This is a genomic window from Pleomorphomonas oryzae DSM 16300 (assembly GCF_000422965.1).
Taxonomy (GTDB): domain Bacteria; phylum Pseudomonadota; class Alphaproteobacteria; order Rhizobiales; family Pleomorphomonadaceae; genus Pleomorphomonas; species Pleomorphomonas oryzae.
On record NZ_AUHB01000014.1, the window covers coordinates 60,440 to 86,680 of the forward strand.

The 26,241-nt window shown below is 63.3% G+C and carries 21 protein-coding genes, 1 tRNA gene and 1 riboswitch; of the genes, 9 read left to right on the forward strand and 13 right to left on the reverse strand.

Annotated features, from left to right (window positions below):
- Window positions 1-244: 244 nt before the first annotated feature.
- The gene (locus G522_RS0120475) at window positions 245-985 is read left to right on the forward strand and encodes a DUF2927 domain-containing protein (RefSeq protein WP_026792637.1); all 741 of its coding nucleotides are present in this window, start codon (window positions 245-247) and stop codon (window positions 983-985) included.
- 147 nt (window positions 986-1,132) lie between these two features.
- On the opposite strand, the gene G522_RS0120480 is transcribed toward G522_RS0120475, so the two are convergent.
- Window positions 1,133-1,801 (reverse strand): hypothetical protein, encoded by a 669-nt coding sequence (locus G522_RS0120480; protein WP_026792638.1) that lies wholly within the window; start codon window positions 1,799-1,801, stop codon window positions 1,133-1,135.
- Between the two features lie 275 nt (window positions 1,802-2,076).
- On the opposite strand from G522_RS0120480, the gene G522_RS0120485 reads away from it, so the two are divergent.
- Window positions 2,077-2,868 carry a metallophosphoesterase gene (locus G522_RS0120485; protein ID WP_026792639.1) on the forward strand — a complete coding sequence of 264 codons (792 nt, stop codon included), beginning with the start codon at window positions 2,077-2,079 and terminating at the stop codon, window positions 2,866-2,868.
- Between the two features lie 88 nt (window positions 2,869-2,956).
- Here the strand turns inward: G522_RS0120485 and mepK are convergent, their stop codons facing one another.
- From mepK to G522_RS0120500, 3 genes are all read right to left on the reverse strand, one after another.
- Window positions 2,957-4,678, reverse strand: coding sequence for a peptidoglycan L,D-endopeptidase MepK (mepK, locus tag G522_RS27935; protein ID WP_051228945.1), 1,722 nt, complete (start codon window positions 4,676-4,678; stop codon window positions 2,957-2,959).
- 323 nt (window positions 4,679-5,001) lie between these two features.
- The gene (locus G522_RS27940; protein WP_051228947.1) at window positions 5,002-6,921 is read right to left on the reverse strand and encodes a L,D-transpeptidase family protein; all 1,920 of its coding nucleotides are present in this window, start codon (window positions 6,919-6,921) and stop codon (window positions 5,002-5,004) included.
- 126 nt (window positions 6,922-7,047) lie between these two features.
- Window positions 7,048-8,598 (reverse strand): sigma-54-dependent transcriptional regulator, encoded by a 1,551-nt coding sequence (locus tag G522_RS0120500; RefSeq protein WP_026792640.1) that lies wholly within the window; start codon window positions 8,596-8,598, stop codon window positions 7,048-7,050.
- A gap of 183 nt (window positions 8,599-8,781) precedes the next feature.
- On the opposite strand from G522_RS0120500, the gene G522_RS0120505 reads away from it, so the two are divergent.
- The 4 genes from G522_RS0120505 (at window position 8,782) to G522_RS0120520 (ending at window position 13,966) form a co-directional block, all read left to right on the forward strand.
- Window positions 8,782-10,635 carry a M3 family oligoendopeptidase gene (locus G522_RS0120505; RefSeq protein ID WP_026792641.1) on the forward strand — a complete coding sequence of 618 codons (1,854 nt, stop codon included), beginning with the start codon at window positions 8,782-8,784 and terminating at the stop codon, window positions 10,633-10,635.
- A 296-nt stretch (window positions 10,636-10,931) separates the two neighbouring features.
- Window positions 10,932-12,065: a Re/Si-specific NAD(P)(+) transhydrogenase subunit alpha gene (locus G522_RS0120510; RefSeq protein ID WP_026792642.1), complete on the forward strand. Its 1,134-nt coding sequence runs from the start codon at window positions 10,932-10,934 to the stop codon at window positions 12,063-12,065.
- Between the two features lie 16 nt (window positions 12,066-12,081).
- Window positions 12,082-12,561: a proton-translocating transhydrogenase family protein gene (locus G522_RS0120515; RefSeq protein WP_026792643.1), complete on the forward strand. Its 480-nt coding sequence runs from the start codon at window positions 12,082-12,084 to the stop codon at window positions 12,559-12,561.
- A gap of 10 nt (window positions 12,562-12,571) precedes the next feature.
- Window positions 12,572-13,966, forward strand: coding sequence for an NAD(P)(+) transhydrogenase (Re/Si-specific) subunit beta (locus G522_RS0120520; protein WP_026792644.1), 1,395 nt, complete (start codon window positions 12,572-12,574; stop codon window positions 13,964-13,966).
- Window positions 13,967-14,041: 75 nt separating this feature from the next.
- On the opposite strand, the gene G522_RS0120525 is transcribed toward G522_RS0120520, so the two are convergent.
- The 3 genes from G522_RS0120525 to mntR all read right to left on the reverse strand — a co-directional run bounded on the left by G522_RS0120525 (window position 14,042) and on the right by mntR (window position 17,668).
- Entirely contained in the window at window positions 14,042-15,445 is a 1,404-nt protein-coding gene (locus tag G522_RS0120525; RefSeq protein ID WP_026792645.1) for an MATE family efflux transporter, read from the reverse strand.
- 292 nt (window positions 15,446-15,737) lie between these two features.
- On the reverse strand, window positions 15,738-17,138 hold the full coding sequence (locus G522_RS0120530; RefSeq protein WP_026792646.1) for an MATE family efflux transporter: 1,401 nt from the start codon (window positions 17,136-17,138) through the stop codon (window positions 15,738-15,740).
- 74 nt (window positions 17,139-17,212) lie between these two features.
- Window positions 17,213-17,668 carry a manganese-binding transcriptional regulator MntR gene (mntR, locus tag G522_RS0120535; protein WP_026792647.1) on the reverse strand — a complete coding sequence of 152 codons (456 nt, stop codon included), beginning with the start codon at window positions 17,666-17,668 and terminating at the stop codon, window positions 17,213-17,215.
- 286 nt (window positions 17,669-17,954) lie between these two features.
- Between mntR and G522_RS0120540 the strand changes: the two genes are divergently transcribed.
- Complete coding sequence (locus G522_RS0120540) at window positions 17,955-19,280, forward strand: Nramp family divalent metal transporter (RefSeq protein WP_051228949.1); 1,326 nt, start codon at window positions 17,955-17,957, stop codon at window positions 19,278-19,280.
- Between the two features lie 273 nt (window positions 19,281-19,553).
- Entirely contained in the window at window positions 19,554-20,165 is a 612-nt protein-coding gene (locus tag G522_RS27945; protein ID WP_084633315.1) for a redoxin domain-containing protein, read from the forward strand.
- A gap of 78 nt (window positions 20,166-20,243) precedes the next feature.
- Here the strand turns inward: G522_RS27945 and G522_RS0120550 are convergent, their stop codons facing one another.
- Window positions 20,244-21,179, reverse strand: coding sequence for an ABC transporter substrate-binding protein (locus G522_RS0120550; RefSeq protein WP_026792649.1), 936 nt, complete (start codon window positions 21,177-21,179; stop codon window positions 20,244-20,246).
- Window positions 21,180-21,199: 20 nt separating this feature from the next.
- On the reverse strand, window positions 21,200-21,985 hold the full coding sequence (locus tag G522_RS0120555) for an ABC transporter permease (protein WP_245586702.1): 786 nt from the start codon (window positions 21,983-21,985) through the stop codon (window positions 21,200-21,202).
- Window positions 21,986-22,078: 93 nt separating this feature from the next.
- Window positions 22,079-22,193: riboswitch (TPP riboswitch) on the reverse strand.
- Window positions 22,194-22,503: 310 nt separating this feature from the next.
- Between G522_RS0120555 and G522_RS0120560 the strand changes: the two genes are divergently transcribed.
- A tRNA-Glu gene (locus G522_RS0120560) sits at window positions 22,504-22,579 on the forward strand.
- Window positions 22,580-22,946: 367 nt separating this feature from the next.
- Here G522_RS0120560 and G522_RS27950 read toward each other — a convergent pair.
- The 4 genes from G522_RS27950 to G522_RS30140 all read right to left on the reverse strand — a co-directional run bounded on the left by G522_RS27950 (window position 22,947) and on the right by G522_RS30140 (window position 26,162).
- On the reverse strand, window positions 22,947-23,870 hold the full coding sequence (locus G522_RS27950; RefSeq protein ID WP_084633316.1) for a DNA adenine methylase: 924 nt from the start codon (window positions 23,868-23,870) through the stop codon (window positions 22,947-22,949).
- A 6-nt stretch (window positions 23,871-23,876) separates the two neighbouring features.
- Window positions 23,877-25,349 carry a hypothetical protein gene (locus G522_RS30135; protein ID WP_156887004.1) on the reverse strand — a complete coding sequence of 491 codons (1,473 nt, stop codon included), beginning with the start codon at window positions 25,347-25,349 and terminating at the stop codon, window positions 23,877-23,879.
- 127 nt (window positions 25,350-25,476) lie between these two features.
- Window positions 25,477-25,935, reverse strand: a complete 459-nt coding sequence (locus G522_RS29230; protein WP_169453569.1) for a tyrosine-type recombinase/integrase — start codon at window positions 25,933-25,935, stop codon at window positions 25,477-25,479.
- Window positions 25,908-26,162 (reverse strand): hypothetical protein, encoded by a 255-nt coding sequence (locus G522_RS30140; RefSeq protein WP_051228955.1) that lies wholly within the window; start codon window positions 26,160-26,162, stop codon window positions 25,908-25,910. Before G522_RS30140 ends, G522_RS29230 begins: the two co-directional genes overlap by 28 nt.
- Between the last annotated feature and the right edge of the window lie 79 nt (window positions 26,163-26,241).

The following is a 26,241-nucleotide window of genomic DNA, read 5'->3' on the forward strand; positions in this document are numbered from 1 at the left end:
GAATCGGTGCAGGGCACCGGCTGTTCGCCTTTCGTTTTGCACGAAAGGGACGCGATTGCCAAGCTGCCGGCCGGCATCGGAGCAATCCGTTGGGCGAGTGTCGGAGGATGTTGTGCCTAATTGTTGGCTGTCAATGATCACAATTGCGTCACGCATCCGTGATCAGATGAATTGACGTGAGGTAAGCTCTGGTTAATTCTTCCCCTGAGTTCGAGGCGTTTCCATCCCCTGCGGCGAGGTGGTCATGGTGGCTTTCAGGACAGTATTCGGGCTGATGCTGCTCGTGGTGGGGCTGGCTGCGGCCAGTCATTTTTGCGTCAGTCCGGTGCGGGCTGAAGGCATCGTCGGCTTTTCCGACGACGAATTGATGGATGGCTTCCGGAAAACCGTGTTCGGTGTCGAATACGGCAGTGCGTCGGCGGGCAGCGCCGTCAAGAAGTTCGAAGGCCCCGTGCGCCTCCGCGTCGTCAATGTCGCGGACAAGGACCGCCAGCGCGATATCGCCGGATTCGTCTCCCGCCTGCCGCGCCTCGTTAAAGGGCTCGACATTCGCATGGCTCGGCCAGGCGAAAATCCCAATTTCACCGTGTATGTCGTCGACCGTGCCGATTATATCGGCGTTGTGCAGTCGGACGTGCTCGAAGGAACACATGGCGCCGCGCCGGGACAGTGCCTAGTGCGCGTCTATCCGAGCTCGCTCGGTATCGTCCATTCCACGGCGGTGATCGTGTCCGACGAGGGCGACAGTCTGTTCCATCGCTGCATGGTGGAAGAAATCCTGCAGGGTCTCGGCCCGATGAACGACAATAACGCGCTCTATGCCTCGGTGTTCAACGATCGCTCGCGCCATGATCGCTTCATGCCCTTCGATCGGGCTGTCGTGTCGATGCTCTACGACCGGCGCATCCGCCCCGGCATGTCCAGCTCTCAGGTCGGCACGCTGCTGCCGGCTGTGCTAGCCGATGTGCGGCGTTCCGTCCGTTAAAGGGCCGGCTTACTGAAACACCCGTCGATCTGGGCTGTTCGGGCCGATCGGCGGGTGTTTTGTCATAACGGTTGGTCGGTTGTTTCAGGCGCTGCGGTCGGGTAAGCGAGGCGAGCATAAAATGTTGGCGTTCGACGCTTCAGCTCGTCACTGCATGTTGCGCTTAACAAGACCCAAGAACCCGCGCTGCTCGTTTGCCGGCCGCTTTTCGACCGCCGCTGTGATTCGGTCGCGCTTATCTGGGTTGGAAAGGTAGATGGTGGCCAATTGCTGGAGCCCGCGATAGCTGGCGGCCAACGTTTCGAAGTCGGCATCGGCGATCGCCTTGATCGCCGGCGGAGCGTCCGGGAGCAGGCTGATCAACTGCACCCTGTCGCTGGCGAGCGCATATTGCCAGGGGCCGTAGGCGCGGCTGAGTTCAAGGGCCCGGAACGTGATGTCGCGTCGATTGGCATCGGTTGCCGCGAACCTGGCAAGCGACAGCCACAGGATGGCGTTGCCCGGCGCCGCCTCGACTAAGGACTTGGCGCGCTCATAGCAGCCTTCGTTCAGGCGCGGTCGGTCCTCGAAGGGGATCGGGTCGGCCGTCTGGTCGAAGGCAAGCCTGCGGCAGTCGAGTTCATAAACGCCGAGTGCCCGCTTGCTGGAGAGGAATGGCACGTCCGGATCGGTGGCGACCGACTGCAGCCGTTCGGCGGTGGAGCCGGCCGTGCTGAGGAAGGGGGCGGACTCCAGGCCCATTCCGTAAAGGCCGAGGCCAAGCAATCCGACGGAGAACAGGCCAATGAACGGCGCGGACAGCTTCAACGACAGCATCAACAACTTCCCCAAATCAAATGCCCGCCGACATGAAACGTCCAGCGGGCAAATGTCCCAGCACGGAACCGTTCGGCATGGTCGCCGTTTTTATTCTATCTACCCTGGTCTGCCTTAACCGTCTCTGTAAAATTCGAGGCCTGCCAGGAGAAACCACTGGACGTTTCCAAGCTTAGATCGGATAAATACGTAAACACAAGTCGTATTGCCAGCCCCATAATAGACAGATCTTCGCCGGTGGCCTGCCGGCTTGCTAGCCAGTTTGGAGTCTCCTGTTGCTCACCGCGGTTCGATCGCTCTTCGGTCTCGGCGCTAAGTCCCAACCGGCACCGCCTGCCGGCCGCCGTGAGCGCATCGAGATTGATCCCATGGGAACGGTCGTCTATGCCATTGGCGATGTGCATGGTTGTCTCGCCGAACTGAGGGCAGCCGAGCGGCGGATTATCGCCGACGCCGCTAACGTTCCTGCCCAGCGCCGGATCATTCTTTGCCTTGGCGATCTTGTCGACAGAGGACCTCAATCGGCCGATGTGCTCGATCACCTGATCAGTGCGCCGCCGCCCGGCTTCGAACGTCGGTCGATCTGCGGCAACCATGACGAAACCTTCCTCGCCTTCCTCGACGATCCCCACGGCAACATGGGATGGCTGGAGTTCGGCGGCGAGCAGACTCTGGAATCCTACGGTATCGATCTCACGCGTCTGTCGCGGCATCGTAGCGGTACGGGCGGGCTCGGCGAGATCACGCGGGCAACTGTGCCGGAGACGCATGTCAACTTCCTGCGGGACCTGCCGGTGGCGGTGCGTTTCGGCGACGTGCTATTCGTCCATGCCGGCATTCGTCCCGGCGTGCCGCTCGAGGCGCAGGACGACGGTGACCTGATGTGGATCCGCGAACCCTTTGTCAGTCAGACGAATGGGTTGGGGCTGACGGTGGTGCATGGCCACACACCGGCCAACGAACCGGTCTTCGCGCCGGGGCGTATCGGCATCGACACCGGCGCTTATGCGACAGGACGGCTCACCGTGCTGCGTGTTTTCGACGGCCAGGCGACTGTCATCGGGTGATGCCTGGGCTGGACAGATCGGCGTCTCATTCTTGCAAAGCAAAACGCCGGCCTCGAAAGACCGGCGTTTCTCATTGAAAGCGGCAACCTCAGCGCATGGCTAACTGGCGGCGCGTGAAGTCGAGGATCTGTGCGGGCGCCGCCACCGAGCCGGCAAAGCGGGTCGACACCAGCGCACCGTAAGGCTGGGCGCTGAAAGTGGTGTTGACCACCTGAGCCGGCGCCTCGAACATCGTGGCGAGGTGTAGCTGGTCCGGATGGGTCAGCGTCCGGAAGCGGCCCCAATAAACCGACTGACTGCCGTCGAGCAGCAGAGGACCATCCTCGGAGGCGATCTCCGGCAGCTCGACGTTGCCAAACATGTCGCTCTTGCCGCCGTCGATCAACGGCTTGGCGAGATTGGCGACGGATGCCGGTGGTGCCGGCTTGCGCGGCGCCGGCGAGAGGGCAGCCGTTTGCACGGGCTGGCGAGCGGTTGCGGCCGGCGGCAGCGGCGCCTCGGCGGGCGGGGCGAAGGACAGGGCGGTGGCGGGCTGCGGCGCCTGATCCTGAGCGACTTCGGCCAGCGCGAGCTGGGCGGCGATGGCGTCGTCCTGACGGCTGGCGGCCACCGGCAACGGCACCTCGACGGGTGCCGGCGGCTTGACCGGCGGCAGCATCATCGGTGCATCCACCATGGCCACCTCCACCGGATCGCCGGCGATCTCGGAGGGCTTGGCCTGTGGCAGCGGCACATTGTCCATCGCCAGCCGATCGGCGCCGGTCAGCTGCGGCACGGCGGCCGGTTCGAGCCCGGCTGGCAGCGTTGCCTCGGCGAGGCTGGTCACCCGGCGTTCGGGCGCAGCGGCGGGCGGCGGTGGCGTGAAGGCGGCGGTCAGCACCGGCGCGGTGGGTGCAGCCTGCGTGGCAATCGGTGGGGTTGGCTTTGGCATGACCACCGGAGCCAGCTTCGGGGCAGCGGCGGCGGGCGCATCGTCATCGCCGCCGGCCGAGCTGATCTCTTCGCGGCTGTCTTCCTCGTCATTGGAGAACAGCATGGCCAACAGACCCTTGCCGGAACTGCGGGAAGACGAATCGGCCGATGCCATGGCAACCGAGCTGGCTCCCTTCTCACGCTGCAGCTCGGCGAGCGCCTGCTGGTAGCCGGGCAGCGGCTTGCCATCGGTCGGGATGTGGGCAGTCTTGCCGTCAGGGAACAGGCCGACGAGCTGCGTACGGGTAAGGCGGGGCCAGGCGCGCACCGAACCGACGTCGATATGCACGAAGGGGCTGTTGGCAGACGGATACCAGCCGACGCCGCCGTTCTGCATCTGCACACCGATCATGCGCAGCTTGTCGACGGACACGTCGGGAATGTTCATGTCCATCGCCTTGCCGAGCGTATGCTGGCTGTGCTTGGCGACGGCCGACGAACGAGACCTGAGGAGGTTGTTGGTGGCGAGCGACCGATAACCGCAGACCACTTGGATCGGCTGACGCGATCCGGATTTCTGGTAGAGCTCCCACACCGTGTCGAACAGGCGCGGATCCATGCGCGTCGCCTCGTTGCGACGCCAGTCGCGCAGGAAGCGGTTGAGTTCGGACAACGCCGAGGGAACGTAGCGACCATCCTTCTTGAAGGTGATGGTCAGCCGTTCCTTGGTGTGCATGTTGTAGAGGTCGAGGGTGCGGGTATCAGCCGCCTTGGCTGCCGAGGCGAAGATCGCCAGCGCCGCGGCTGTCCCTACGAAAGCGCCGAGCGCCGTGCGACCGGCGGCAAGGGCGAAACGGGAGGAGATCGCCGATGCCCCGAAAGCCTTGGCTGCTTTCATTGAAGCGATTCCTCTTCCAGATGATGTGTTCGTTGTCCGGGTTTTCACGCGTCTTTGTCCGCTTGCTCTCGTCACCAGCCAACTTTGATTATTGGCGGAGAGAATTAAGCAACGGTTTACCGTAAGCCAATGAAGGCCGGCTTAAGGCTCCGATGGTCGGAAACTGATGGTCGGAAACTTCCCCTGGATTTCACGGGCCGTACAATACCCGTCACCGGTCAAAAGGCCAAGTGGGTAGTTTATGGCATGGCAAGAACGCCAAAAGACCTGCTTCGCCAATGGCAAAGCAGGTATCTGGCTGGGGAAAATCGCTTGGCTGCAGATCAGACCTGCGACATGCCCAGCGCCTTCTTGATGGCCTGAATATGGCCATAAATGTCGTCGCGGATCTGCAACTTGCCGCCGTCGTCGACGAAGGCGGTGAAGTAGGCGAGATGCACTTTGAGGTGGGTGGCGATGTCCACGCGCTTCTCGTCGCCGCCGAACATGGCCTGCAACTTGGGCACCGTCCACTCAGGGTCGCCCTGCAGAACGGCGTCGGCGAAGGCCATCGGATCGTCGACGCGCACGCAGCCGTGGCTGAAGGCGCGGACGTCGCGGTTGAACAAGCTCCTCAGCGGCGTGTCGTGCAGGTAGACGGCGTGCTGATTGGGGAACATGAACTTGATGTGGCCGAGAGCATTGGCCTCACCCGGCACCTGACGGATACCGACCGCCTTCACGGCGTTTTCGTCCCAGATAATGCGGGTCGGGTCGATGACCTGACCGTCCCAGGTCGCTTCGTAGCCGTGGCGGGAGAAATAACCAGCCGGATCCGCCTGGATCTCCGGCAGCATCTCCTTGACCTTGATCGATTCCGGGACGTTCCAATAAGGATTGACCACCAGATATTGCATCTCGCCGGAAAACAACGGCGTTTGGTTGGTGGTCTTGCCAACCACCACGCGCGCCTCGTGAACCTTCTGCCCGTTGCGGAAGACGCGGACCTTGAACTCGGGGATGTTGACGAAGACGTAGTTCTGGCTGAGGTCGCGCGGCATCCAGCGCCACATTTCCATGTTGGCGATGATTTCGCCCTCGACGTCGCGATGGGCGCCATTGAGGACGGCCACCGTGCGGCTGCCGACGACGCCATCGGCGGAAAGGCCGTTCGCCTTCTGGAAGGCCTCGACGGCGGTGACCAGCGTCTCGTCGTAAAGCGCCGGATCGACGCCGGCCTCGGGGGCGGCGAGACCAAGCCGGGTGCGCAGCGTCGGCACGCCTTCATCGCTCATGCCGGGCTTCAGCGACTTCGCCAGGGCGACCGGCTCGGTGGAGACCGTTCCGGTGGTGTTCTCCTTGGCGGCTCGCACCTCGGCCAGCATAGCCTTCAGGCGGCGGAAGCCCTCGGTCGGCGGATTGAAGCTGTCGAGCGCGGCGGCGGCATCGCCGGCGTCGGCCACCTTGGCCAGCGCCTTGTCGGCCGGGATGCGCTCAGGCGTGCGGGTGATATCCTTGGAGATGGACAGCGGCGCGACGCGGCCGCCGGAGGCCTGTTCGGCAAAGGTCGCCACCGCCATGGAGACGCGAAGGTCGGCGTTGGCGACGAGTTCCGTGGTGGGCGCCGAAAGGTCGCTCTGGGGCAGAGCGTAATCGATCGGGTTGAGACCGTCGGTCACGGCATCGGCCAGACGGGCGATCACCGCCTTGGCCTTGTCGGAATAATGATCGCCCTCCACCCAGAGCGGCTGGTTGGCGCGGGCGGCGTAGACCTTGGCAACGGCGTCGGCCCGGCGGCGGGCATCGCCCGTTGCCGAGGCGACCACCTTGCCGATCTCGGCGACGATCGCCTGATCGATCGGCATGCTGGGAGAGGTCGTGGCAAGCGCCGGGTCGGCGGCGGCAGGCGCCACAGCGGGGGCGGCGGTCTCAACTGCCGGCGTGGTCGGCGCTACGGTGGGCGCAGCGGTTTCGGTTGCCGGCGCGGTGGGAGCAACGGCAGGGGCAGCGGTCGCCGTTGCCGGCGCGGCGGGTGCGACCGTGGGCGCCGAGGCAGCGGCGGCCGGCGCCGTGGTTCCGGTGGGCGTGGCTGTCGCACCCGCGGCCGGCGGCAGGGCCTTGGTCTCGACAGCGCCCGGCGTCGCCGTGTCGGTGGCCTTGGCTCCAAGCGGGTCGAAGCCGGCCTCGGCAAAGGCGGGTATGGCGGAAAGGCTGAAGCCGATCACGGCGGTGGAAAGAAGAAGTTTAGACAGGGAGGAGGTCATAACATTCACCACGGCCATTCCTGCGGGCATGCGAGCCTGCCAAGAGATGCATAAAGGTCTGTTTGGCGTTTCGGCGAGGCGTCGACAAGGTCGACACTCCGCCAAAAGTCGATTAACGGCGTCTTGTTACTCAGCGGCCACACCCGCGTCATCGTCGTCGCCCTCGGCGAGGCCGTATTCCTTGAGTTTGCGATAGAGCGTCGAACGGCCGATGCCGAGCCGGCGCGCCACCTCGGCCATGCGGCCGCCGTAGTGGTCGATGGCGAGGCGGATCATCTCCTCCTCGATGGCGACAAGAGGCCGTACATGGCCGTCGTCGGCCAGCGACCGCAGGAAGCCGAAGGGCGCCGGATCGTTGCTCGGTCCTGAGTTGACGGCGACGCCGATCAGACCGTCCTCGGATGCCACCGGGGGCAGGGCGGTTTCGATGATCACCGGATCGGCCGGCGGCGGCGCGTCGGCGCCCTCGACGCGGCGGATGGCCGAGACATGGCCGGTCTGGGCGGCGATCTGGGGGAACTCGTCGACCGTGAGGTCGCCGCCGTCGCAGAGGATGACGGCGCGAAACACTGCGTTCTCCAACTGGCGGATATTGCCCGGCCAGTTGAAGGCGCTGAGCATGGCAACGGCATCCGGCCGGATGCCGGTGATGCGGCGCTTGCCCTCTTCGGCGGCAAAGCGGGAGACGAAATGCTCGACGAGCAGCGGGATGTCCTCGCGGCGATCGCGAAGCGGCGGCACGAAGATCGGGTAGACGTTGAGGCGGTAGTAGAGGTCTTCGCGGAAGCGGCCTTCCTTCACCATGTCCAAGAGGCGCCGGTTGGTGGCCGAGATCAGGCGGAAGTCGACCTTCTGCGATCGGCGGGCGCCGACCGGTTCGATCTCGCCCTCCTGGATGGCGCGCAGGAGCTGCACCTGCACCTCGAGCGGAAGCTCGCCGACTTCGTCGAGGAATAATGTGCCGGTGTGCGCCTCCTGGAACTTGCCGGTATGGCGGTCGACGGCGCCGGTGAAGGCGCCCTTCTCATGGCCGAACAGCGTGCTCTGAACGAGGTTCTCGGGGATGGCGCCGCAGTTGACGGTGACGAAAGGCTTGGTCCGGCGATCGGAGGCGTTCTGAATGGCGCGGGCCACCAATTCCTTGCCGACGCCGCTCTCGCCCTCAATCAGGATGGGAATGCCGGAGGTGGCGGCACGCTCGCCAAGGCGAAGCACGCGGGCCATTTCCGGGCTTTTGGTAATAATGTCGCGAAAACCGAGGCTGGCCGGCGCCGATCGCCTGCTGCGGCGGATCTCGCCTTCGAGGGCGGTGACCTTCAGAGCATTCTGGATGGAGACGGCCAGCCGTTCGTGATTGACCGGCTTGACGATGAAGTCGAAGGCGCCGGCCCGCATGGCGCCGACCACCGTGTCGATGGAGCCCCGCGAGGTCTGAACGATCACCGGTATGGTCTCGCCGGCCTTGGCAAGGCGTTCGAGCACCGCCATGCCGTCGAGGTCGGGCATGACGAGGTCGAGGATCATCAGCTGGAAATCGCCGCGCGCGGCGGCCAGCGTCGCGAGACCGGCCTCGCCGCCGTCGGCGGTGACCGCCTGGTGGCCGAAGCGCTTGACGGCCTCCTCAAGGAGGCGGCGCTGGATCGGATCGTCATCGACGATCAGGATACGAGCGGCCATGCGTTAGTTCGTCCTTCCGCGTCTGTGCCAATTCGGGGCACTGTGCCGACCGAAGGGTTAAGAGAAGGTTAGGCTCGGGCCATCGATCACGCCTTTTTCACCGACATTTCCCGTTGATCGTCGATGGCCGGAGCACGTAGTCTTGCGCATGGTGCCTTGCGCCGTATTTGGAGTTGCCGTTCGATGAGCCGTTACCGTCTGCCCCGTCCCGCCTTCCATCCCGCCGATGTCGGTGCTGCTGCCGAAGTTCTGCCGGAGTGGGATCTTTCGGCGCTCTATGCGTCACCAGACGATCCGTCCATCGAGCGCGATATCCAGGTGGCTGGCGATGCGGCCATCAGTCTGGCCGACCGCGCCAAAGGCAAGCTTGAGGTGATCCTGAGGGGACCGGGCGGCGCGTCGGCCTTTGCCGCGCTGATTGCCGACTATGAGAAGCTCGATGATCTGCTCGGTCGGCTGGGGTCCTATGCCGGCTTGCTCTATTCGGGCGACACCACCGATCCCCAGCGCATGAAGTTCTACGGCGACATGCAGGAGAAGATCACCGCCATCTCCTCGGGGCTGCTGTTCTTCACGCTGGAAATCAATCGGATCGACGACAGCTTGATCGAGGCCGGCTTTGCCGATCCGGCGCTCGCCCATTATCGCCCATGGCTCACCGACATCCGCCTCGACAAGCCCTATCAGCTCGAGGATCGGGTGGAGGAGTTGTTCCACGAGAAGTCGATCACCGCCTATTCGGCTTGGAATCGTCTGTTCGACGAAACCATCGCCGGCCTTCGCTTCCCCGTCGATGGCGAGGAGCTCGCCATCGAGCCGACGCTGCATCTCCTTCAGGAAGCGGACCCGGCCAAGCGAAAGGCGGCGGCCGAGGCGCTTGGCAAGGTGTTCGGCGACAACATCGGCATCTTCGCCCGTATCACCAACACGCTCGCCAAGGACAAGGAAATCTCCGACCGCTGGCGCGGTTTCAAGGATATCGCCGACTCCCGTCATCTTGCCAACCGCGTCGAGCGCGAGGTGGTCGATGCCTTGGTCGAGGCGGTGCGGGCCGCCTATCCGCGCCTCAGCCATCGCTATTACCAGCTCAAGTCGCGCTGGATGGGTGGCGAGACCATGCCCTATTGGGATCGCAACGCGCCGCTGCCCGGCGCCGTGACCCGGCAGGTGCCCTGGACGGAAGCCAAGGCGACGGTGCTCGACGCCTACGGCCGTTTCTCGCCGAAGATGGCGGATATCGCCCGCCGCTTCTTCGACGAGCGCTGGATCGATGCGCCGGTGCGGCCGGGCAAGTCGCCCGGCGCCTTCGCCCATCCGACGGTGCCGTCGGCCCATCCTTACGTGCTGCTCAACTATCTCGGCCGCACGCGCGACGTGATGACGCTGGCCCACGAGCTCGGCCACGGCGTGCATCAGGTGCTGGCCGGCCGGCAAGGGGCGCTGATGGCGCCGACGCCGCTGACGCTCGCCGAGACCGCCTCGGTGTTCGGTGAGATGCTGACCTTCCAGTCGCTGCTGCGCAACGCCGCGACGCCGGCCGAGAAGCGGACGCTGCTCGCCTCCAAGATCGAGGACATGCTCAACACGGTGGTGCGGCAGATCGCCTTCTATTCCTTCGAGCGCAAGGTGCATGCCGCCCGCCGCGAGGGGGAGCTGACGTCCGACCGCATCAACGAGGCTTGGCTATCGGTGCAGGGTGAGAGCCTTGGGCCGGCCATCACCTTCGGGCCGGGCTATGAGACCTTCTGGGCCTATATCCCGCACTTCATTCACTCGCCGTTCTATGTCTACGCCTATGCCTTCGGCGACTGCCTGGTGAACTCGCTCTACGCCGTGTTCGAAGGCGCCGAGAGCGGCTTCCAGGACAAGTATTTCGCCATGCTGGAGGCGGGCGGCACCAAGCACCACACGGAACTGCTCAAGCCCTTCGGCCTCGACGCCAGCGATCCGGCCTTCTGGCAGATGGGGCTTTCGGTGATCGAGCGGATGATCGGCGAACTGGAAGTGCTCGACGCGGAGATCGCCCGGCAGGGGTGAAGAGACCGCCCATCGTTGATAAGTATTTGCGCGCAAAAGTGTGAACCCGCCGGTCAGCCGGCGGGTTTTTCCTTTTGGGCCAAATACCTATCGGCGAATATGCCTCAATAGACGGCCCGGCGTCGCTTTGCGCCGCTTGAAGGTTACGTTGCATTACGCAAGCAAAAGGCTCTAGGAATTTTCCCGGAGGTCCGGCTGGCCTCGGCTCGCATTCCGGGGAGGGAAGGCGGGGAAAGGGAGCGCCAGGGGCGGCTCTCCCCGATGCCGGCACATGCGAGACACCCTGGAGAAGCTCAATGAAGATTGCGGTGTTAAAAGAACCCGATCCCGAAGAGGGGCGTGTCGCCATGACGCCCGATACGGCCAAACGCTTTATCGGTCTCGGTGCCACGGTACTGGTCGAGGCCGGGGCGGGATTGCGGTCGCTCATCCTGGACTTCGATTACTCGATGATCGGTGCGGTGTTGACTGAGACGGCTGCCGATGCGGCGCGTGACGCCGACATCGTGCTGACGGTGCGGCGCCCGTCGCAGGAGGTTCTGTCGCATCTCAAGAAGGGGGCGCTCGCCATTGCCATGATGGACCCTTACGGCGACAATGACGCCATCAAGGCCATGGCCGATACCGGGGTGACCGCTTTTGCCATGGAGTTCATGCCGCGCATCACCCGTGCGCAGGTGATGGACGTGCTGTCGAGCCAGGCCAACCTTGCCGGCTATCAGGCGGTGATCGACGCCGCTTCCGAGTATGGCCGCGCCTTTCCGATGATGATGACGGCGGCCGGCACGGTGCCGGCGGCGCGCGTGTTCGTGATGGGCGCCGGCGTTGCCGGTCTGCAGGCGATCGCCACCGCCCGCCGCCTCGGCGCCGTGGTGACGGCGACCGACGTGCGCCCCGCCGCCAAGGAACAGGTGGAAAGTCTTGGTGCCAAGTTCGTTGCCGTCGAGGACGAAGAGTTCAAGCAAGCCGAAACGGCGGCGGGCTATGCCAAGCCGATGTCGGCCGAATACCAAGCCAAGCAGGCGGCGCTGGTTGCCGAGCACATCAAGAAGCAGGACATCGTCATTACCACGGCGCTGATCCCCGGCCGGCCGGCGCCGCGCCTCGTCTCCGCCGACATGGTGAAATCGATGAAGCCGGGTTCGGTGCTGGTCGACCTCGCCGTCGAGCGTGGTGGCAACGTCGAGGGTGCCCGACTCGGCGAGGTCGTGACGACACCGGAAGGTATCCGCATTGTCGGCCACAAGAACGTGCCCGGCCGCATCGCCGCCACCGCCTCCCAGCTCTACGCCAAGAACCTCTACGCCTTCGTCGAAACGTTGATCGACAAGAAGGAGAAGGTTCTCGCCGTCAACTGGGACGACGAACTCGTCAAGGCGACCGCGCTGACGCGCGAGGGCGCCGTCATCCATCCCGCTTTCCTGAACTGACGCGGAGAACCATCCGATGTCCTCTACGCTCACGGCCGACCAGGCCCTTGAACAGGCGCGGCTCGCTGCGCGCGTCGCCGCCGAGGCGGCCCGCGCCGCCGAAGCCGCTGCCAATGCCGCCGCCGACGCCGTTGCGTCCGGCCAGGCTGGTGCCGCCGCCGACGCGGCCGGCGCCGCCGCCCACGCCCTGTCGGGCGGGGTGATCGATCCCTTCGTGTTCCGTCTATCGATCTTCGTGCTGGCGATCTTCGTCGGCTACTTCGTGGTGTGGTCGGTGACGCCGGCTTTGCACACGCCGCTGATGGCGGTGACCAACGCCATCTCCTCGGTGATCATCGTCGGCGCCCTTCTGGCCGTCGGCGTCGAGCTCTTGGCGCCCGGCACCGGCGTGGCGCGCGGCTTCGGCTTCCTTGCCGTGGTTCTCGCCTCGGTGAACATCTTCGGTGGCTTCCTGGTCACCAGCCGCATGCTCGCCATGTACAAGAAAAAGCACTGAGGACACGGACATGACAGCCAATCTTTCCGCCGTCCTCTATCTCATCTCGGGCGCCTTGTTCATCCTGGCGCTCCGGGGGCTCTCCAGCCCGGTGACGGCCCGGCGCGGCAACCTCCTGGGCATGCTCGGCATGGCGATCGCCATCGTCACGACGCTCGCCTCGATCAAGCCGTCGTTCGGGGCCTATGCGCTGATCGTCGTCGGTCTCGCCATCGGTGGTGGCGTCGGCGCCTATATCGCCCGCAAGATCCCGATGACAGCCATGCCGCAGCTGGTCGCCGCCTTCCACTCGCTGGTCGGTCTCGCCGCCGTGCTGGTGGCAGCGGCTGCGCTCTACGCGCCGGAAGCCTTCGGCATCGGCGTGCCCGGCGCAATCCACGGGCAGGCCCTGGTCGAGATGAGCCTCGGTGTCGCCATCGGCGCCATCACCTTCACCGGCTCGGTGATCGCCTTCCTGAAACTTGACGGCAGGATGAGCGGCAAGCCGATCATCCTGCCGTTCCGCCACTTCGTGAACGCCGGCCTGGCGGTGCTGCTGGTGGTGTTGATCGTGCTCCTGGTCAACACGGAAAGCCACTTCGTGTTCTGGCTGATCGTGCTGGTGTCGCTGGCTTTCGGCGGCCTGATCATCGTACCGATCGGCGGCGCCGACATGCCGGTCGTCGTCTCGATGCTGAACAGCTACTCTGGCTGGGCGGCGGCCGGTATCGGCTTCACGCTGGGCAACACGGCACTGATCATCACCGGCGCGCTGGTCGGCTCGTCGGGCGCCATCCTCAGCTACATCATGTGCAAGGGCATGAACCGCTCGTTCATCTCCGTCATTCTCGGTGGCTTCGGTGGCGAGACGGCGGCGGCCGGTGGCGCGGTGGAACAGCGACCGGTCAAGCAGGGCTCGGCCGAGGATGCCGCCTTCATCATGAAGAGCGCCTCCAAGGTGATCATCGTCCCCGGCTACGGCATGGCGGTCGCCCAGGCGCAGCACGCGCTGCGCGAAATGGCCGACAAGCTGAAGGCGGAAGGCGTCGAGGTGAAATATGCCATTCACCCGGTGGCCGGTCGCATGCCCGGCCATATGAACGTGCTGCTCGCCGAGGCGTCGGTGCCCTATGACGAGGTGTTCGAACTCGAGGACATCAACTCGGAGTTCGCCACCGCCGACGTCGCTTTCGTCATTGGCGCCAACGACGTCACCAACCCCGCCGCCAAGACCGACAAGTCGTCGCCGATCTACGGCATGCCGATCCTCGACGTCGAGAAGGCCGGCACGGTGCTGTTCGTCAAGCGCGGCATGGGCTCGGGCTATGCCGGCGTCGAGAATGAGCTGTTCTTCCGCGACAACACGATGATGCTGTTCGCCGACGCCAAGAAGATGGTGGAGACGATCGTCAAGAACCTCGAATGAGGGTTGCGACGAGGTGAAAGAGAAAAGGGGCCGTCGCGGGTTACGCGGCGGCCCCTTTGCCGTTCAGACCACCGATCAGGCCAGTTCGACCTGGCCGATCCTGCCGTGGAAGATGCCCCAGGCGAGATGATGGCGGCGGGCGTTCCAAAGGAGCAGGGTGGCGACTATGCCGAGCATCACTACGTCGCCGACCGGATAGGCGATCCAGATGCCGAACTCGCCGGCCGCCATCGGCAACAGGGCAAGGAGCGGCAGGCCGATGACGTAGGTGCGAACGAGGTTGAGGATGGCCGCACTGCCGGCCATGCCGAGCGCCTGATAGTAGCCGCCGAGGATCATCAGCGGTGCCGACAGCACATAGGTGACGTTGGTCACCGGCATGATGCGCGCCACCTCGCCGATCACCTGAAGATCGGCAACGAACAGCGAGCCGACCGGCCGAGCGAGAAACATGAACATCGCTTCGAAGAGAACCGCGTAGACCACGGCGATGCCGAAGGCGACCTTCAGCGTCGTCCTGACACGATCGTGCAGGCCGGCGCCGAAGTTATTGCCGGCGATCGACTGGCAGGCCATGGTGACGCCGAGCAGCGGCAAGAAGGCAAAGGTCATGATGCGGTTGATGACGCCGTAGGCGGCAACGGTGGTGGCTGGGGCGGTGGTCGACCAGATCTGGATATCGGTGATCACCATGGCGCTCGACAGGCTGATGCCTAGGAGACCCAGCGACGGCGGTGCGCCGAGGGCGAGCATCTCCTTCCAGTTGGCAATCAGCGAGCCGGTGCCGCGTGCATAGAGCGGCAGCCGCGTCCGGCCGGAGAGACGCAGGTAGAATACGGCGGCGATCGCCACCACCTGGGCCAGCACGGTGCCGGTGGCCGAACCGGCGACGCCGAGGCCGAATGGGCCGATCAGGATGTAGTTGAAGACGATATTGAGCAGCGTCACCGATATGGCGACCAACGCCATCATGCCGACCTTGCCCTCCGAGCGCAGCGCGTCGCCCTGGATCGACAGGAAGAAGCTGAAGGGCGAGAACACCACCATGATGGTGGTGAAGACGAGGCCCATATGAGCGATTTCCGGATCGCCATCCGACAGCGCCTGTGTCATCGGCCCGCCGACGAACAGCAGTACGAGAATCAGAACGCTGCAGACGATGAGGGCCAGGAGGTTGGCGGCGTTGACGCTGCCTTCGGCGGCGCGGATGTCGCCGGCGCCGATCTCCCGGGCGACGATGGACGCCATGCCGGAGGACACCATGCTCTGCAAGGCGACGATCAGCATCATCACCGGGAACATCAGCGTCACGGCGGTGAGTGCCTTCGGTCCGGCAATCCGGCCGAGCAGCAGCGCGTCGACCACCGTATAGAGCCCGCTCACCGTCATGAACAGCACGATGGGTGCGGCGGTACGCACGAACACTCGCGTCAGCGAGCCGTGAAGATAAGGATTATGCGCTTGTTCTTGTTCAGACATGACCTCGCCTCTCAGCGCACTCCGGAGCGGAGCCCAGAAGGGAATTGGGCTGTTGCTCTACCGCTTTGTGGTAGGCGTCCGCTTGATCGGGCTTGCCAGAAGCCGGCCAGCGGAGGCTTGGAAACGAGACGAGGGGCCCGCATTGCCGCACATCGGAGTGCGAAAATGGATGAGACAAGGAAACTGGCTTCACCAATGCTCGGAGAGCATGCGGGCGGCCGGCGCCAGGGACCGGGCGGGTGATTATGCCCTCGCGGCATGGTTGTCAATGCGCCCGGCAAGGCCGTTCGGCCTATCGGATCTGTTCGGGCCGGTCGGCTTGGCCGTGGAAGATGCCCCAGGCGAGGTGATGGCGGCGGACATTCCAGGCGAGTAGGCCGGCCACCACGGCGAGCATGACGACATCGCCGATGGGGTAGGCGATCCAGATGCCGATCTCGCCGGCCGCCATCGGCAGCAGGGCGAGCAGCGGCAGGCCGATGAGATAGGTGCGAGCGAGATTGAGGATCGCCGCGCTGCCGGCCATGCCGAGCGCCTGGTAATAGCCGGCCAGGATCAACAACGGCGCAGACAGCACATAGGTCAGCGAAATCAGCGGCATGACGCGGGTGATCTCGGCCACCACCAGGGGCGCGTTGACGAACAGGGCGCCAAGCGGCCGGGCCAGGAAGATGAAGACGCCCTCGAAGATCGCCGCGTAGATCACGGCGGCGCCGAAAGCAATCTTCAGAGTCGTCCGCACCCGTTGCCGGAGGCCGGCACCGAAGTTATTGCCGACGATCGACTGGCCGGCCATGGTGACACCCAGGAGCGGCAGGAAGGCGAAGGTCATCAGGCGGGTGATGACACCGTAAGCGGCGACGGTGGCTGCCGGATCGACAGTCGACCACACCTGGATGTTGGCGATGATCACGGCGCTCGACAGGCTGAAGCCGAGCAGGCCGAGCGACGCCGGCGCGCCGAGCACGACGATGTTCTTCCAGTTGGCGAGGATCGCCCCGCTGCCGCGGGCATAGAGCGACAGTCGCGCGCGGCCGGAGAGACGGAAGACGGCGATAGCGGCGATGGCCGCCGCTTGCGCCAGCGCCGTGCCGATGGCCGAACCGGCAACGCCGAGGCCGAACCATCCGATCAACAGCGAACTCAGGGCGATATTGAGGGCCGTCATCGCCACCGAGATCGCCGCCGTGGCGCCAACCCTGCCTTCCGAGCGCAGGGCGTTGCCCTGGATCGACAGCAGGAAGCTCAGCGGCGAACAGACCACCAGGATCGAGACGAAGGTGAGGCCCATGCGGGCCAGTTCGGCATCGCCGTTGGACAGGGCCTTGGCCAGCGGTCCGCCGGCAACGGCGAGGGCGGCGATCAGCAGGCCGGCCACCGTGAGGGCGAGGAGGTTGGCGGCGGTGACGGTGCCCTCGGCCGCCCGGATATCGCCGGCGCCGATCCGGCGGGCGACCAGCGACGCCATGCCGGAGGAGACCATGGTCTGCAGCGCCACGATCAGCGTCGTCACCGGGAACATCAGCGTCACGGCGGTCAGTGCTTTCGGGCCGGCGAGGCGGCCGAGCAGCAGCGCGTCGACCACGGCATAAAGGCCGTTGACCGTCATGAACAGCACGATCGGCGCGGCGGTGCGGGCGAACACCCGGCTGAGCGAGCCGTGAAGATAAGGGTTCTGGTCCCGCCCGGTCATGAGCGTGCCCTCAATGGTGTGATGCTGCGACCGATGGGTCGCTCAAGATGACGATCTGAACTGTGGCAGGCGGCCTATTGCCGGCCGTCCAGATAGACTTCGAAAGCCTTGAGCGTCGTCTCGGAGACGTAGTGCTCGATGCCCTCGGCGTCCATTTCGGCGGCTTCCGGCGGCACGCCGACGGCGATCAGCAACCGGACCACCAGGCGGTGGCGGGCCTTCACCTCGCGGGCCATGGCGGCGCCGGCCTCGGTGAGAAACACGCCGCGATAGGGCCGGGATATGACGAGGCCCTCGCGCTTCAGGCGCAGCACAGCCTTGTTGGCGGTGGGGTGGGTGACGCCGAGCCGGCGGGCAATGTCGGTGATGCGCGCCTCGCCGAACTCCTCGGTCAGGTCGGCGATCAGCTCGGTATAGTCCTCGAAGAGGGCGGTCGAGCGGATGGCGCGGGCGTTGGTGAAGCGGTCGGCGTCGGTCGCTTCCGGTGGGATGCCGTCGTCAGGCTCGGGCGGCAGATCATCGCTCGACATGGTCTTGTCCCTCGCGGCCTGTGCGCGGCACCGGCTCGCTCCGCCGTACCGTATTGATGAGGCGGAACATTATGCAGCCTCGGCTAAGATTTGCAACCGTCACACAAGTCTCATCCCTAGGGAACCGATCCGGGGCTCACGAACTTTACTCAGGGAGCCAAGCGTCATCCCTCAGCCGGAACCGGATACGGTCGCGCAGATTTTATTGCAAGTCACTCGCAACTGGCTTGACGGAAATGTAGCCTGTGCTATATTTCCAAGCATAGGAAACCTCCTGGTGGTCCAAATGTCCGTAGTCTCCCAGTCCGCTCTCAGCGTTACCCCCTCCGGAATGACCGGGCGCACGTCGCTCGCCATCTCCGAAGCGCTGGCCGGTCGGCTCAAGGGACCACGGGCGATGCTGGCCTTCGTCGGCCCGGCGGTGATCGCGTCGATCGCCTACATGGACCCCGGCAACTACGCCACCAACATCGGCGCCGGCGCCGGCTACGGCTACGCGCTGATCTGGGTGGTGGTGATGGCCAACTTGGTGGCCATGCTATTTCAGGCGCTGTCGGCCAAGCTCGGCATCGTCACCGGCCGCAACCTCGCCGAAATGAGCCGCGATCACTTCCCCTTCCCGGTGGTGATCGGCATGTGGGTGATTTCCGAAATCGCCGCCATGGCCACCGATCTCGCCGAGTTCCTGGGCGGGGCGATCGGCCTGTCGCTCTTGTTCGGCACCTCGCTGATGACCGGCATGGTCATCACCGCGCTGATCACCTATGGGCTGCTGATGTTTGACCGTGGCGGCTATCGCCCGATGGAACTGATCATCGGCAGCCTCGTCGGCGTCATCGGTGTCAGCTACCTGATCGAGATGCTGATCGCTCCGGTCGACTGGGCGGCAGCCGCCGCCGGCGCCGTCACCCCGGTTCTGCCGGATGCCGGCGCGTTGACGCTGGCCGTCGGCATCATCGGCGCCACCGTCATGCCGCACGCCGTCTATCTTCATTCCGGCCTTACCCAGAACCGGGCACGGGTGCGCAATGAGGGTGAACGCCGCAAGGTTCTGAAGTTCTCCAACATCGAAGTGGTGGTGGCGCTGGCCGTCGCCGGTCTCGTCAACATCGCCATGGTGATGATGGCCGCCTCGGCCTTCCATGCCGGCCATAGCGACGTCGCCGAGATCGAAACCGCCTATCACACCCTGACCCCGCTGCTGGGGGCTGCCGCCGCCGGTGTGTTCCTGGTGTCGCTGATCGCCTCCGGCATCTCCTCGTCGGTGGTGGGCACCATGGCCGGCCAGATGATCATGCAGGGCTTCGTCCGCATGGAGATCCCGGTGTTCGTCCGCCGCCTCGTCACCATGATCCCGGCCTTCGCCGTGGTCGCCGCCGGCGTCAATGCCACCGATGCCCTGGTCATCAGCCAGGTGGTGCTGTCGCTGGCGCTGCCGGTGCCGATGATCGCCCTGGTGCTCCTGACCCGCCGGACCGACATCATGGGTGCCTATGCCAACAGCCGCCTGACCGACGCCCTGGCCATTGGCGCCACCGTTCTGGTGCTGTCGCTCAACGCGGTGCTGGTGGCGGGCTCGGTGGGGGCGGCAATCCCCGGTTTCACCGGCTGACGGGCGCAACTTTCAGTCTGCGGAGCGTGGTGGATTCGGTATCCGCCGCGTTCCATTTATTGTTGGTCGCGCCGGACGAACTTCTATTCGACCTCCGGAAACGACATAAAAACACCTATTCACGACTCTTTCGGCTAGCTCCGCGAATCGTGATGGGAGACTTCTTAACCTGTGAACGCACAATAAGCACATTGGGGTCATCAAGAAGAGTGGCGATCCCTGCCATTCCTGTCGTATAAGTCTTGCGACAAGCCCTGCGAGTTCCGCGTTCCGATGTCCATGTCGACCCGCCTCATACCGAACCAAATGGTTCCCCAGCTACGGGTGAAGACCGTTGGTGGTCCGTGCTGGCGGCTGTGCGACCAGAAGCCGAAGCACTTCACGCTGGTGCTGTTCTATCGTGGCCTGCATTGCGGCTTCTGCAAGGCGCAGCTTCAGGCCTATGAAGCGCGCTACGAGGAGTTTCGCAAGCTCGGCGTCCGTGTGCTCGCCGTTTCCGCCGACGATCAACTGCGGGCCGAGCAGACGGTGCGCGACTGGCATCTTGACGAGTTGACGGTCTGCTGGGGCCTGACGGTCGATCAGGCGCAGGCCTGGGGCCTTTATCTCAGCGAGGGCCGCGGCAAGGTCTTTGACGGCGTCAAGGAACCAAGCTGGTTCGTCGAACCGGGCATGTTCTTCATCAAGCCCGACGGTCATCTCTATGCCGGCTTCGTCCAGACGGTACCGGTGGCTCAGCCCCGCATTGATGACGTGCTCGCCGGTATCCGCTTCGCCATAGAGACGGCTGCCGAGCCGCCGGGTGGCGCCGATGAGGAAGCCTGCCGCGGCGAAGACTGCGGTTGCAAGGAGCCCGTCAAGCTCCACGCCGTCGGCGAGTGCTAAGCCCGCCTCTTTCACTTTCATTCTTTGACGCATCCGCCCGGAGGGTCACCTTCCGGGCGGTTTGTTTTTTGCGGTCGATTAACGCAGCTCCACCGCGTAGTCCTCGACCGGCTTCACCGTCTTGATCAGGCCGGCGTCCTTCATGAACTGAGAGAAGCGCTGGTAGCGCCCCGCATCGAGCGCCGCCGGGCGCTTGGCAAAGCGCGGCAGGGTGTCGGCCCAGGCGCGGCGGTTGAGGTCGTCGTTGAGGTCGGGATAGGCCTTGATGAACAGCGCCCAGGCGTCGTCCGGATGATTGGTGAGGTAGATGGTGGCCTCTTCGACGGCGGCGAGGAATTCCGGCAGGCGCTTGTCGCCGACGAGTTTCTTGTTCGTCACGTAGATCAACTCGTCATAGGCCGGCATGCCGTTCTCTTCGGGATAGAAGGCGACGCCCTCATGGCCCTCGATCTTCATCTGGTTGAGCTCGAAGTTGCGATAGCCGCCGACCACGGCGTCGACCTGGCCGGCGAGCAGTGATGCCGACAGGGCGAAATTGACATTGACGAGATCGACGTCTTTGACGGTCAGGCCGGCGGTCTTCAGGAATTGGCCGAGCATGGCATCCTCGAAGCCCGACACCGAATAGCCGATCTTGCGGCCCTTGAGGTCAGCGAGCGACTTGATCGGGCCATCCTTCAGGGCAATCAGCGTGTTGAGCGGCGTCTCGATCAGCGTGCCGAAGCGGACGAGCGGCAGGCCGGCATCGACATCGAGGTCAAGGCTCGGCTGGTAGTGCAGCGCCACGTCGGCCTGCCCGGCGGCGACGAGGCGCGGCGGTGCCGACGGATCGGCCGGGGCGACCAGATCGACGTCCAGGCCATGGGCGGCAAAGATGCCCTTCTCCTTGGCGATCACCAGCGGTGCATGGTCGGGATTGACGAACCATTCGAGCAGCACGGACAGTTTGTCGGCGGCGGCGGCTGGAGACGCGGCGAGTATGAGGGCGGCGGCAAGGGCAGGAAGAAGGCGCATGTCAGGTCCTTTCGGAGAGGTCAGTCTTTTTCGATCCAGGGAATGAGGCGGAGGGTCAGCCGATCGACGGCGATCTTGAGGAGAAGAGTCGCCGTGGCCAGCATGCCTAGAGCGGCGAACAGTAGTGGCGTCTGCATGCGGGCGTTGGCCTGCACCATCAAAAGGCCGAGACCGCGCGACGCGCCGACCCACTCGCCGATCACCGCGCCGATCGGCGCGTAGACGGCGGCGACGCGGATGCCGGTGACCAGCGCCGGCAGGGCGGCCGGCACGCGGATCAGCCGTAGCGTGCGCAAGCGGCTGGCGCCGGTGAGGCGGGCAAGGTCGAGGAAATGCGGCGGCGTGCGGCGGAGGCCATCGGCGAAGGCAGACGCGACGGGGAAGAAGATGACTAGCGTCGTCATCACCACCTTGGAGGCAAGGCCGAAGCCGAACCACAGTACCAAGAGCGGCGCCAGCGCGAACACCGGCAACGCCTGGCTGACCACCAGCAGCGGCGACAGCAGCCGGCCGGCCAGCGACGAGGTGGAGACAGCAAAGCCGGCTGCGACGCCAAAGGCGATGCCGGCGGCAAGCCCGAGCGCAGTCTCAAGCAGCGTCACGCCGGCTTCCGCCAGAAGGCGCGGGCCATAAGCGCCATAGGCGGCGACCACATCGGCCGGCGACGGTAGCAAAAAGGAGGGGAGGGCAAGGCCGGTGGCCGCCGCCTGCCAGAGGATGAGCACGGCGGCAAAGGAGACCAGCGCCTGGATGGCGACGCCTCGGCCCATGGCTAGACCCGTGGCAAGCATCGTCTTCGAGCGCATCGCGAGGTCCCATTGTTCGCCGTGCCCTGAAAAAGGGCGGATGGGCCACAAGCGTTGGGGGAAGCACGGCCTGATAGCCGCATGGGATGCGGCGAGGCCATGAGGTTCCGTCCCTTCGCCGGTATGACCCGGATCAGGTTCGAAGGGTTCGACCCGCCACGCGGATCATCTCAGCCTTCCCGGATGGAAGACACCCCTCGGAACGGCGTCTTTTATGATCGCCTCCGGAGCGGATGTCCAGAGCGGCGCTGACCGGAGCGTCATAAGCCGATCGAAAGCCGCGGTTCACGCGAGGAAAGGCCGCGGTTCAGCTCTCCGAGGAAGGCTTCGATCCGGTCGGCGGATCGTCGGCACGGCGGCCGCAACATGGCCAACTCACCGGACTGCGGAGGTTTCCCATCGGGGCTCTTGCGGCTTCCGACAGCGCGCCCCAAAAGCCGAGCCGGAAAATGAAATACCCCCTTGCGCTCTCATAGGGCCTTCGCTATATCCGCCCCACGCTTTCAACGGCGTACCGCGCTCCCATCGTCTAGCGGTCCAGGACGTCGCCCTCTCACGGCGAAAACACCGGTTCGATTCCGGTTGGGAGTGCCAATTCTTCCATGTCTCATTGATATCTTTGGGCTTTTCGCTCGAATTCCCTCACCAGGAAAAAAAGGTGAGGGATTAACGGAAGTGTGGTTGCAATTCGCGCTGCTACACTTGGGTGGGTATCCTCTCGGTTCTACCATCCGCGCTGATGGCGCCCGAAAACGTCTAGCGGCAAACATAGTCGTCGTGGCTGACTCGTGATCAATCGTCTCGGAGGCGGCCTTTCTTCTCGACTTGGTGGCAAGTTCGTCGCTGTGCGGCAGTGGCGAACTTCACAGCTACGCTAGGTTTTAATCGTATGCGAGGCCGACAAGGGTTTGCGTTATTGGCAAGCCCGTGGCGATTGGCTCCTGGTTTACCCGCTGCCAAATCAAACAAATACACCCGTTGGCGGGACGCGGTCGCCTTTGTCCTGCTCACGAGGCTTTCTTCCCGCGGTCATCATGAACGCGTCAACGGCCTCGCTTACCTTCAGGGTATCGCTCGCGACAAGCAACTCGTCGCCAGATCGTTTTGTTTGGGCCGAATAGTAAACGCTAAATGGGAACTGTTTATTTCTCAAATAGAGTTCTTTTATTTCGTCGACGTTATCATACGTCAGTATCCACTTACTATTAATTGATGAGATTGAGTCGCGGAATTCTTCGTGATCGTTTTGCCTAAAGAAGCTCGTATAGAGCTCAGAGCCCTTTTTAAAATATGGCGGATCCGCATAGATAAGTGATCTTCTCGGTAGTTCGCCGTCGATCGATTTTATGAAATCGCGTGCGTCCATAGAAGAGAAATGAATTCTGCTTCTATATTTTGCAATGCGCCTTATGCGCTCTGAGAGTTCGGATGCATTATACCTACAATCGATAAGATATTTCCCTTTTTGAGATATGCCGCCAATAGCGCCTCCCGTTCTTATGATACCACTTCTGTTTACTCTGTTCAGGAAGAAAGCTGAAAATCCTATACTTAATTCATCTTTAGCTTCGCCGTTAAAATAAATCTCTCTCTGCCGCGAACGCTCTTCAATTGTTACTTTTGTGGTCTGTATGAGGGAGATCAGTTCCTCGGTTCTAGTCAAAACCGATCGCCAAAAGGCGGCAATGGCTGGGTCGAGATCGTTAATGTGTATTTCACAAACTTCGCCGCTATAGAGTAGCATTAGGGCTAGGCCTGCGCCGCCTGCAAAAGGCTCCGCATAATGACCTCGTCCGATATCGTTCTTTCGAAGTATTGCGCGAACGAGATGGAAAAGATTCGATTTTCCGCCGGGGTAGCGCAGTGGTGAGCAGGTCCTTGCCACTTCTAATCAACCCTGTCGGTCTGCAATGTCGTCGGCGATGGCGACAATTATTGGCTTAAGCGTATCAACTGCGTTGCATAGTTGGCCGTGGTCATATGCAGCAGCCTGCCAATCATGTTTTGTCACGTTTCCACCGTTGGCAATCCAAGCCAGCATGAGAGTTCGAGCGTTGCGCGCTGGTTGTGTATCGACACCGAGCCTCCCTACAATGCTGTTAATATATCCCGAAAACTCGGCGCCATCGTTGCGTCCGTGCGCGCGCGTCAGTGTCTCAAAAAAGGACCAGCACCCGATCATTGAAAGGAGGGCATGCTGTGGCGCCTGGACCGACGAGAATGAAATGTAGAGATCGATCAGTTTGGGAACGCCAACTCGACGGAGAGAGGCGAGTATCTCGTCATCTATACCAATACAGTTTCGGCGCGAGCGCGGGTTGCGGTTGGGCGCTGGATTGTCGTCGGGATTGCCTTGGTCCTCACTAGGAGGGGGCTCGCTGCTCGGCGTTCCAGCCTCGCTTTGGGCTCCGCCGCCGCCGGAGGCGTTGTCGTTGCTCGAGTCCCTGCTCCCGGCACCGTGCCTGCTATCATCAGTATCCTGTACGTGATTGTCGCCATCTTCACTAGGTCGCCGCTCAAGCGGACCTTGTGGAACCCCTCGACGTTCTAGTCCCTCCAACTGCTCTAGGCGTTGTGCATACTCGTTGATATCTCCACGCGCATTGTGTGAGCGTGAATTCACTACGCCGTTTGCAACATCAGATAAGAATTGTTGCAGCATAATGACGAAATCGCTCCAGCAGCTAGTCCTCTCAAGACGTCCATTATCGAGGCGGACTAGTCCCATCGCTTGACGGAAGCGTGAATTCGATATGAAACGTTGTTGAGTTGTAGTTGTTCTTGATAGCGACTGCGCGTCAACTAGTCCTAACTCAACACCTAGGTCTCTAAGCTGAGTTGCCGCCCTATTAGTGAGATCGCTAGTATTTCTTGCCTGCTGCTCTGGGGTCCAGCGCCGTCGCCCGGTTCCGTCACGAGCGCCATTGTGTAGGCGTTCAAGCCAAGGTCGTGTCTCATTCATGTCGACAAATACTTGACATGGCACTGTCAAAAGGGGGGCGATCCTATGGGAAAGATCTGTAAATGTCCGCACATAGCGGGCACGGTTAGGCATGTCAGGGGGAACTGCCTCGGGGTCGTCAATGAGCAGTAGCGCGCAGAGCCTACGATTCCCCTCGGCTGTTGTGTACTGTTGATCCTCGCCATCCCCGGTTCCTTCCAGCGGGAAGACAGCCAACCGTTCTAGAGGGTTTATACCGCCGAGAGCGACTATATCTCTCGCAAGTTCAACGATCTGCTCGTTTTGGAGTAGAGCGATCATGGCTTCATCGCGCCCATCCATGTCCTCGAAACGAGGATTGGAGAGGTTCAGTTGAAGCCTCGCCAGAGCTATATCCCGAGGCTCGCCGCGCTCGACAGTCATTCCCGCCCCCATAATAGTCCGCCAGATTTTGTAGGGGACCATGTCGCACCAAAATTAACTGGTCAAGTGACGCGTGAGTAGTGGTGTTGCACAACCTTTTCTAGAGTCTGTTGCGCCTCATTGCGCATTACGGAATTTGGCTAAGCCGATCAGAGCCGCTCAGTCCCAGCTTTCTTCTTTCCGCTGCTCGCGTATACCACTCGGCCTCTTGCAAAGTCGTCCAGCCGAACATGGCCATGAGTTCGTTCGCAGTGGCACCGTTCTCTGCGCATCTGGTGGCGGCTGCTTTGCGCAGGCCATGAGCCGAGCCAGGCACTCCGGCCTCGTCGCAGCGATCGCCGAAACAGTTGCCGAAGCCCTTCACTGCGAATGGCTTGCCCCAGCCTGAGATCAACAATGTCTTGTCGCCGGTGGTCGTCTTCGCAATGGACTCTGCCAGAGCAGGAAGAATGCGCACTGTGACGACGTCGCCGGAGCTGCGCTGAGTTTTGACCGGCTGGATGGACAGGACGTTGTCGGCGATTTGCTGCGGACCTACCCGGACCACGTCGGAGCGTCTCAGGCCAGTGTAAAGGAATAGGTCCATCGCAAGTCGCGCCATGTGCCAACAGGGTGACGTGCCTCGAAGGCAGCGACCTCAGCGACGGTCCAGGTGTGGAAGCCGTCTGACTTGGAGCTGATCTTCTTCACGTCCCTGACCGGGTTATGATCGATCAGGCCGGCCTCCAGGGCGAACTCCATCAACACCGACATTGCTTTGAGGAAGCTATTGGCTGCCGAGGGCGTGGCGGCTCGCCGATCGCGGCCAGCCATCGGCCTTCGGCGATCAATTTCTTCGATGCGAAGATCTCGCCGGTATCAGCCAAGACCATGGGCGTAAAAAGGACCGCCA